Below are 7,521 nucleotides of genomic sequence, written 5' to 3' on the forward strand. Positions count from 1 at the left end.
TCAATAAATCGGTCTTCATCGCGTTAGGCATTAATACCGAAGGTCACAAGGAACTGCTGGGCTTATGGCTGGCCGAGAATGAAGGAGCGAAGTTCTGGCTTGGCGTACTGATAGACCTCTATAACCGGGGACTGAAAGATATTTTCATCGCGTGTGTGGACGGATTAAAAGGGTTTCCTGAGGCGATTAATACCGTTTATTCGCAGACTCGAGTGCAGTTGTGTATTGTTCATATGATACGCAATAACCTGCGTTATGTATCCTGGAAAGAGGCTAAAGCGGTTGTCAAAGATCTCAAGCAGATTTATCAGGCCCCGACAGAAGAAGTGGCATTGCAGGCTTTGGATGCTTTTGCTGAACAATGGAATGGGCGTTCTCCTCAAATCAGCCGTAGCTGGCGAGAAAACTGGGGCAATTTGTCCACGTTCTTTGCCTATCCAGCTGAAATCCGGAAGGTGATTTATACGACGAATGCCATCGAATCACTAAACAGTGTCATTCGACATGCTATCAAGAAACGTAAAATCTTCCCGTCGGATGATTCGGTGAAAAAGGTGATCTGGTTGGCGATTCAAGCCGCGTCTAAAAAATGGACCCTGCCTATCCAAGATTGGCGTCTTGCGATGAGTCGTTTTATGATTGAATTTAGTGACCGTCTAGACGGTCACGTTTAAACGAAAATGGCGATTACACAAAATACTAAACAAGGTCACTAATTGGCATATGGATGGTTCCAGTCTGCCTGTTGGTGTTCCTGTTCCTTGGCCCACGGAAAACCCACCTGAAGGCTGGCTAATATGCAATGGTGAGACATTCGATAAAGGAAAATATCCGAAACTGTCTCTTGCTTACCCTTCCGGTGTATTGCCTGATTTACGTGGTGAATTCATTCGGGGATGGGATAGAGAGGGAACAATTGATCCTAATCGTACATTGCTGTCTAAACAAGAAGCAACGATGCTACCATCAGTATTTACTTATAAAGATGCTCCAATAACACCAAATCAACCCCCCGAAAAAGCTGTTGGTGTGTTAGTTTCACCACCAATAAGCGCGTATAAGACGGAGGGAGCTGATATTACAGATTTCATGGCCAAAGACTTTGATGAGCCTGTTTGGGCGCAATCAACGGGATATCTGACCACCCAATTAACAGCAGGTGGTAGGGTATCTTTAGCATCATTCCGTGTTCGCCCACGCAACGTAGCCTTCAATTACATAGTCAGAGCCGCTTAATTCTGAGTAACCATCTAACCCGCAATTTTTTTGCGGGTTCATCATTTCGCTGACTTCACTCCACCTGTTCAGCCTGATCAATATCGGCCGTAACCTCTGCGGCCTTCTGCCTCACATTCCACACCGAATTCTCTGGCATCTGGACACGGATATCCAAGCGACAACCCTCGGGAATATCACACGGCTCACCGTCCTGATAATAAACTTTTTCCCCGTTCATAAGGGCTTTTATCCGCTGGTTCTGAAAGCGCTCCGGTAAGTGGCTGTGCTGACGGTGGAACGTCTCAATCGTGATACTGCCGTCCTTATTCACCTTGTCATCAATGTAGATAAGCTCCAGCCCGTTGTTGTTCTTCGGCGAGGAAATACCCCCATGCACCATCGGCGTTATAACCCAGAACGCCATTCACCTGATAATGACCGAGGCCGGGTTTAGAAACAGTTGCGCCTTCGGATTCATCGTTAGTAGTGAATTTGCACGACGGGAAGATTTCTATGATAGGGGAACTGGGTCTGATATAATCGCTACCATCTTGATGGCAATTTTGCCCCAGAGAGAGCACGACACCATTACCGGCTCAAATCGTCCCTTTTGTTGCTATATCCCCATTACGGGTATTGAAAAAAACACTTGTTTGTTTATTTTGCGTTGAATAAAAGCCGACACCAAACCATGAACGAATTTCAAGGTTGTTTCCATTAAATCCTGCACCATCAACTCCGGTAAAATCCATGCCGCAGTTATCACCAACTGCTATTGAGTCCGTCAGTACCCTCTTGGTGTGAATTGCACCTTTAAGTCCTATATTCCCTTTTCGTGTATCAACATAAATATTTGTCTTATTATCAAGGCTTGTTTTAAATCCAATGCCATGCCACGATTGGATCTCTACGCTATTATTATCGAATCCTGCACCATCCTTTCCAGTGAATTTTATTCCATTGTATTTTCTATTACCCACATCTCCCAGCTCTAAAGATGAGGCTGACCATAAATTATCTGCATAAACCTCACCATCGATCTTACCTCCTGTTTTTGGGTATGCATTCTTAACACTATCCTGTAGCGCCTTTATCGATTGCAATGCCACTTTCTGTCCATTCGGCAGTGTTACCGCCACCATCCCATTCTGGCTCATCCATTTATCCATATTCTGGAGGAACTGGACGATATAAGTATTGATAGCCACCATATGCCGGACACCATCAGACATGGAGTCCGGTACGGTCACCTGAATCTGGTAAGTGACGTTATTCAGCGTCACGTTGACGTTATCGGCCAGCACCAGCTCGGTATCCGAATTCACGGCCTGTATCATATGCAGCAAATTACTGCTGGCCTCCGGCATTAAACCAGCATGTGCCGGGGGGTCGATGGTGTCCTGAAAGGCGTTGACCATCGCCTGCATTTTGCCTTTGAGGCTGTCAGAACGTGTACGCTTTGACATTGTCAGCCTCCTTTCAATGTCAAGCGGTTGAGGGTCTTTTTTTGTTAAAAAACTGCGTTAGCGTTATTTTTGCGGGACGGTGGCGGTCTTTACGTGTCTGCCCGGCACTTTTTACCCGCCCTCCCCGTGATGATTTCTCCTGTAATCATTCCTTTCTTTCACTTTTCCGTTGAATCAATTTCATGCGGTTATTGGTGCCAGTGTGAGTGAGCATCCAGCGGATAACCGTTTGCATCACAGCCGATGTCCTGACCGCGCTTCTCGATACGCTGTTTGGTCGAGTTATGGTGTGAGGCACACAGTGGCTGCCAGTTCTTTTTATCCCAGAATAGACGTTGCGCCGCTTTGATGGTCGTACTGTGACGAGTATTCATGGCGTCTTTGAGTTTATGCGGGATAATGTGGTCTACGACGGTGGCGGCGGTTAATCTGCCCTGTTGCCGGCACATCACACACAGGGGGTGTTGTTGCAGGAAAGTTAGCCGGGCTTTATTCCATTTACTGCCATAGATACGGGATGACATGCGCTGCCCTCCATAAAGCAAAAAACCACCCGAAGGTGGTTGATTTACAGATTATTTAACAGGTGGTTCTGGTAATGGCATCCAGTGAGTAACTATATAATTTGAATACTGAGTTCCTCCATTGACAATTATATGAGAGAACCCATTCAGACTGTCATGAACCCCTATGCCTATACCTTTATCAGTAGAAATAATAAACCTTTCAAATTGTCTAACTGTTTTTGGTAGTCTGTCATTGACAGATATCCATTCCATTCTTCCCTCGCATTGTGGTGTATTCGAACAAATATAATACAAGGATTCATGTAAACCACCATGCTTACCAAGCTACCTTTAATTGATTCAGGACAAACAACTGGTCTGATTTATATAACCCCGTCATTTTTTAGTCGGGAGTCAGTCAAAACAGAGATAAAACTCTGCACAATCCACTCAATGAATAGCCTGTTCAGAATTTGCCGTCTCTCCGGCTGTCACATCACTTTGCCTGCCTACAGCGGATGTTGCTGATAATGACCTGTTATTCTCAGGGGCATGGGTTATTTTTGATTCTGTCAGTACGCTCGATGAAAAGGAGACATGTCATAGCTAATACCGACAGACGGCGATAACCCGGCGCAAATAAAAATGCCACCAGTCCGTGTGCGTAGAGTACGCGGTGAGAACGAAGTGGCAGCATGCATTATCTGTATTCCTTTAACCACTCAGGGAATGGGTAAAGAAATATTGGGTTTAGTTTTGTGCATTAACTGAGTATTAATAATTGTTCATTTATTATTCAATAAGGGTAAGGTTATTAGACTTATCCATTTTTTGATAATAACGTTTTGACTGGGTAGTAAAATGAAAAAATATCTTCTTCTTTTCCTGTTGATGGGGTCAGCAACTTTAGCCTCAATGCAAACTTACGCCAATACATTCGCCATTGACTGCAAATTAGATCCCGATACGGGAGATATAATTTGCAAACTCTAATAAAATCGTAGGACGGTAGCACTCCTGCCGTCCTCTCATCTACACTGCGTCCTAACATAATCCTGCAAATATCTCAGCTTTGCCCGATCGTTGATGATGCCTTCTCGGATATCGAGAACAGCTTGTCCAGTTTCTCCAGAGAGTTCGACGGTGGTTGCATGGCCCAAGCTGCCGGAGGGAGAGGCTTCAGACACTGGACAGGTGGCTTGGATGCGCAACTTGCGACGACCAGCGGCAACATCAGCCCGAAGAGTATCGATTTCAGTCTTGGCATTGGCGAGTTCCTGAGTGTGTTTGTTGTCTAACTCATGCAGCATGTCAATGTGCGTGTTCTGGTAGTTAATTCGGTCGGTCAGTTGCTGGATTTCGATTAGCTGGTCATTATTGATACCGAGCTGCTTCTTATATCCAGAGCGATAGAAGTAAGCCGCACCCGAAGCAATAATTAGCGCAATAATCACGCCATAGGTGAGATTGAATCTCATGATAAAAACATCTGGCGTTCAGATGCCCTACGCTTAGTCAGACCATTCATCACTTTACCCGCTGCCTTATTCCATCTCTGGAACTCATCGGCTGCCCCTTGGTAGTCACCGGCATTGAGTTTCTTCAGTAAGGTAGAACGAACAAAGTTACCTGCACCACAATTGAAGATGAACGAGCACAGGGCATCAAACTGCCCCTGAGTCAGTGATACCTTCACGGCTGATTCAAGGGTGAGGTAAATAGGCTGAAGGTCATCATGCAGGAATGCTTCAGCCTGCTGTTCGGTAATGACTTGCCCCGGCTTGACGTCTTTTGTGTGACCGTAGCCGATTGTCCACGGAATACCACCTGTCGCCGGATCGGGATAGGCTTTCAGTTTCAGGCCTTCATACTGTTTGATAAAGCTCAATCCGCTCTCGCTTGATTTTCATCAGATTCTTCCCTTGTTTTGGTCATGTCTTACGAGCAACTTGATAACTCGATAGCGATTCTCAAAGCCAAATAAAGCACGTAGATACTCGGAGTGACGAACTTGCTCTCGGACGTCTCTGTCTTCGTTCCAACATCTACGCCATCTATGCAATAACCAGCGACGGCGATTTTGATGTAGAAGTCCTTTCACATAAGAATGGCTCGCACCAAATACTGATTCATCACCTTGGTTCGTCATTGCTCGCCCCAGCTTTCTTCTCCGCCGCTTTACGCAGCAATTGACCAATAAAATCTGTTCCCAGATAGCCAATCACCACACTACCGATGTAGGCCAAATCAGGATTCAGACCAAACAGATTTAATACGTCACGAATGAACCAGGTGAACATGGCACACATAAAGGCATCGATGGAGACCTTTAACCAGCCGCCACCGTGATAGCGACCACGAAGAAAGGCCATGGTCCCCGCGAGGGTTGCCAAGATACCTTGCTTTCTTACCGACACAAGCCAGTCACTGAGGTGTACCCAGATAGTAGGATCTTCTTTCATCTTCATATTTCCACCCCATCAGAACAATGGGCGTCCGTGGGGTGAACTAAGGTTACCCCGGTGAGTTGTAGTGAGTAGAGTGTTGAAACGTTGCGGTGGCGAATGCGTTGTTAATTTTATGATCGAGCTAACTATCCAAGAACAAAGTACCACTCTTTGTGATTTTTGACTAAAACGATCCTTATCAATTAGTTATGCATGTGATTTAATAGGCAAATTAATCACTATGAATCTTTTATACAGAAGGATCTTTCATGAGAGACCCCGGAAAACTAATCTGGCATGTGGCTTGTGATGAATCAGGTATAGATGGACAGCGCTTTTATGGCTTTGGTAGCCTATGGATGAAGTATCAACGCAGAGGTGATTTCTCCCGCATCATTAGAGAACTAAGAGACAAACATAGGTACTATGAAGAAATCAAATGGAAAAAAGCTAACTCCAAGAAATACGCCGATTTTTACAAAGAACTAGTTGATGTTTTCTTCCAGAATCCTTGGTTGGCTTTTCATTGCATTGTTATAGAAAAATCTATGGTCAATAAGGCATTTCATGATGGCGATTACGACTTGGCAATGAGAAAACACTTCACGAAATTAATTTCCACGAAAATAGGTAATGTTATTGCAGCACATCCTGAGCGTGATTGTTTTTTCCGTATAGAAGTCGACCCAATAGCATCCAGGTATAAAAAAGCAGATGAAGCTTTTCATGTAATCGCAAATAACACTCTATTAAAACAATTTGGTAGAAAAAATATTATTAGCTCTGTAGTGACAAAGGATTCAAAAGTCTCAGAGAATATCCAGATATCTGATTTTTTCCTTGGAGCAATAATGAGTTCATATCAAAAAAAAATATCGTCAGATACAAAGATACAGTTAGTGGAAAAAATCGCGGGACACCTTGGATGGAAAACGCTCTGCCACGACACATGGCCAAAAGAGAGAAAATTTAATATCTGGTTTTTTTATGATAAAACGCTTGGGTCAAGAGACATAGAAACAAGAAACGTACAATTATCCGTACCACTTCCCGTAAGAAAAAGAAAAAAGTAGGCGCCGACCTCTCAGCCGACATGGTTGGAGTCCCAGACCTAAGTCGAAGTGACCAACTTGGCGGTTAAACTTTTGGGAGCCGCCTCTTCATTCCCAAAACTATCAAATCTGTGTTGCTAGCATATTAAATAAAAACCAGATTTGCAAATGTAAAGAGTGCCATACAAGAGCTTTATCACTGTTTTATATTCAATTTGTTACTAACAAAATAGATTACGACTACCCACTCAAAACAAAAAAGGCCGCATTAAGCAGCCTTCAATTCAGAGTGTGGATTTATTTCCAGTTGAAGCAGAAAGACAGGGTATTACCTACGTTTTGTTTTAGTAGGTCGCCTAGTTGTTTTGCGCCGTCAGAGGCATAGACGAAATTAGTTGTAGAATTTGGGCTTGAGCCAAGACTATAAGTTGAGCTATTCGCCGTTACTTCAAGAGTTTTACTCCCTAAGTTCGGCTGGTTTTGGGTGTCAACTTGTAGTTGTATACTCTCAAAAGTACCGATGGGACCCTCTATAAGTATAAACGTTAAGATGTGTCCAATACCTATAGTGCTCTGAAGATTAGTCAGAGTGCCAAAAGTAGATTCACCTGTACTTAAATCTCCACCCTTGGTCAAATATCCCCAATCTTGATTCTGTCGTCCAGTGTAAGAATATTTACTAAATAGCTATATGGACACCGACCTAATTCAAGTCTATAAAAATATTTTTCTGACAAAAGTAGTCGCAAACATATATTCGGCTTCAAAGAGCCCTGATGAAAATCCGCCCTCTCTGTCCTCATTATTTCAACAGTCTTGGTAGACTGAGCTA

Annotated in this window: 10 protein-coding genes and 2 pseudogenes; 3 read left to right on the forward strand and 9 right to left on the reverse strand. The window is 43.9% G+C overall.

Features of this window, described 5'->3' with window-relative positions; genetic code table 11:
- The coding region (locus AACX68_RS04115) for an IS256 family transposase (RefSeq protein ID WP_228860659.1) at positions 1-674 on the forward strand (674 nt) is incomplete at its 5' end.
- A 49-nt stretch (positions 675-723) separates the two neighbouring features.
- Complete coding sequence (locus AACX68_RS04120) at positions 724-1,236, forward strand: phage tail protein (RefSeq protein WP_228860660.1); 513 nt, start codon at positions 724-726, stop codon at positions 1,234-1,236.
- A 55-nt stretch (positions 1,237-1,291) separates the two neighbouring features.
- Here AACX68_RS04120 and AACX68_RS20065 read toward each other — a convergent pair.
- The 8 genes and pseudogenes from AACX68_RS20065 to AACX68_RS04160 all read right to left on the reverse strand — a co-directional run bounded on the left by AACX68_RS20065 (position 1,292) and on the right by AACX68_RS04160 (position 5,652).
- A pseudogene (locus tag AACX68_RS20065) lies at positions 1,292-1,799 on the reverse strand (phage tail fiber protein).
- Positions 1,800-1,814: 15 nt separating this feature from the next.
- Positions 1,815-2,684 carry a tail fiber protein gene (locus tag AACX68_RS04135; RefSeq protein ID WP_228860663.1) on the reverse strand — a complete coding sequence of 290 codons (870 nt, stop codon included), beginning with the start codon at positions 2,682-2,684 and terminating at the stop codon, positions 1,815-1,817.
- 188 nt (positions 2,685-2,872) lie between these two features.
- Positions 2,873-3,208 carry an HNH endonuclease gene (locus AACX68_RS04140; RefSeq protein WP_228860664.1) on the reverse strand — a complete coding sequence of 112 codons (336 nt, stop codon included), beginning with the start codon at positions 3,206-3,208 and terminating at the stop codon, positions 2,873-2,875.
- 51 nt (positions 3,209-3,259) lie between these two features.
- The gene (locus AACX68_RS20070; RefSeq protein WP_370630331.1) at positions 3,260-3,463 is read right to left on the reverse strand and encodes a DUF551 domain-containing protein; all 204 of its coding nucleotides are present in this window, start codon (positions 3,461-3,463) and stop codon (positions 3,260-3,262) included.
- Between the two features lie 271 nt (positions 3,464-3,734).
- On the reverse strand, positions 3,735-3,887 hold the full coding sequence (locus AACX68_RS04145) for a hypothetical protein (protein ID WP_228860665.1): 153 nt from the start codon (positions 3,885-3,887) through the stop codon (positions 3,735-3,737).
- 331 nt (positions 3,888-4,218) lie between these two features.
- Positions 4,219-4,668 (reverse strand): lysis protein, encoded by a 450-nt coding sequence (locus AACX68_RS04150; RefSeq protein WP_228860666.1) that lies wholly within the window; start codon positions 4,666-4,668, stop codon positions 4,219-4,221.
- Entirely contained in the window at positions 4,665-5,078 is a 414-nt protein-coding gene (locus AACX68_RS04155) for a lysozyme (RefSeq protein ID WP_228860667.1), read from the reverse strand. The genes AACX68_RS04150 and AACX68_RS04155 overlap by 4 nt, the downstream gene beginning before the upstream one ends.
- Before the next feature lie 244 nt (positions 5,079-5,322).
- The gene (locus tag AACX68_RS04160; protein WP_228860668.1) at positions 5,323-5,652 is read right to left on the reverse strand and encodes a phage holin, lambda family; all 330 of its coding nucleotides are present in this window, start codon (positions 5,650-5,652) and stop codon (positions 5,323-5,325) included.
- 254 nt (positions 5,653-5,906) lie between these two features.
- On the opposite strand from AACX68_RS04160, the gene AACX68_RS04165 reads away from it, so the two are divergent.
- On the forward strand, positions 5,907-6,710 hold the full coding sequence (locus AACX68_RS04165; RefSeq protein ID WP_099118338.1) for a DUF3800 domain-containing protein: 804 nt from the start codon (positions 5,907-5,909) through the stop codon (positions 6,708-6,710).
- 276 nt (positions 6,711-6,986) lie between these two features.
- Here the strand turns inward: AACX68_RS04165 and AACX68_RS20075 are convergent.
- Positions 6,987-7,343 (reverse strand): annotated as a pseudogene (locus AACX68_RS20075) (DUF7823 domain-containing protein); the annotation flags it as partial.
- Positions 7,344-7,521: the final 178 nt, after the last annotated feature.

Origin of the sequence: Xenorhabdus sp. PB61.4, from assembly GCF_963894935.1 — a bacterium.
Taxonomy (GTDB): domain Bacteria; phylum Pseudomonadota; class Gammaproteobacteria; order Enterobacterales; family Enterobacteriaceae; genus Xenorhabdus; species Xenorhabdus stockiae.

Coding starts and splice junctions, on each gene's coding strand:
- AACX68_RS04160 (WP_228860668.1), bottom strand. CDS start 5,652: ATGAAAGAAGATCCTACTATCTGGGTACACCTCAGTGACTGGCTTGTG.
- AACX68_RS20070 (WP_370630331.1), bottom strand. CDS start 3,463: ATGGAATGGATATCTGTCAATGACAGACTACCAAAAACAGTTAGACAA.
- AACX68_RS04165 (WP_099118338.1), top strand. CDS start 5,907: ATGAGAGACCCCGGAAAACTAATCTGGCATGTGGCTTGTGATGAATCA.
- AACX68_RS04120 (WP_228860660.1), top strand. CDS start 724: ATGGATGGTTCCAGTCTGCCTGTTGGTGTTCCTGTTCCTTGGCCCACG.
- AACX68_RS04145 (WP_228860665.1), bottom strand. CDS start 3,887: ATGCTGCCACTTCGTTCTCACCGCGTACTCTACGCACACGGACTGGTG.
- AACX68_RS04140 (WP_228860664.1), bottom strand. CDS start 3,208: ATGTCATCCCGTATCTATGGCAGTAAATGGAATAAAGCCCGGCTAACT.
- AACX68_RS04135 (WP_228860663.1), bottom strand. CDS start 2,684: ATGTCAAAGCGTACACGTTCTGACAGCCTCAAAGGCAAAATGCAGGCG.
- AACX68_RS04150 (WP_228860666.1), bottom strand. CDS start 4,668: ATGAGATTCAATCTCACCTATGGCGTGATTATTGCGCTAATTATTGCT.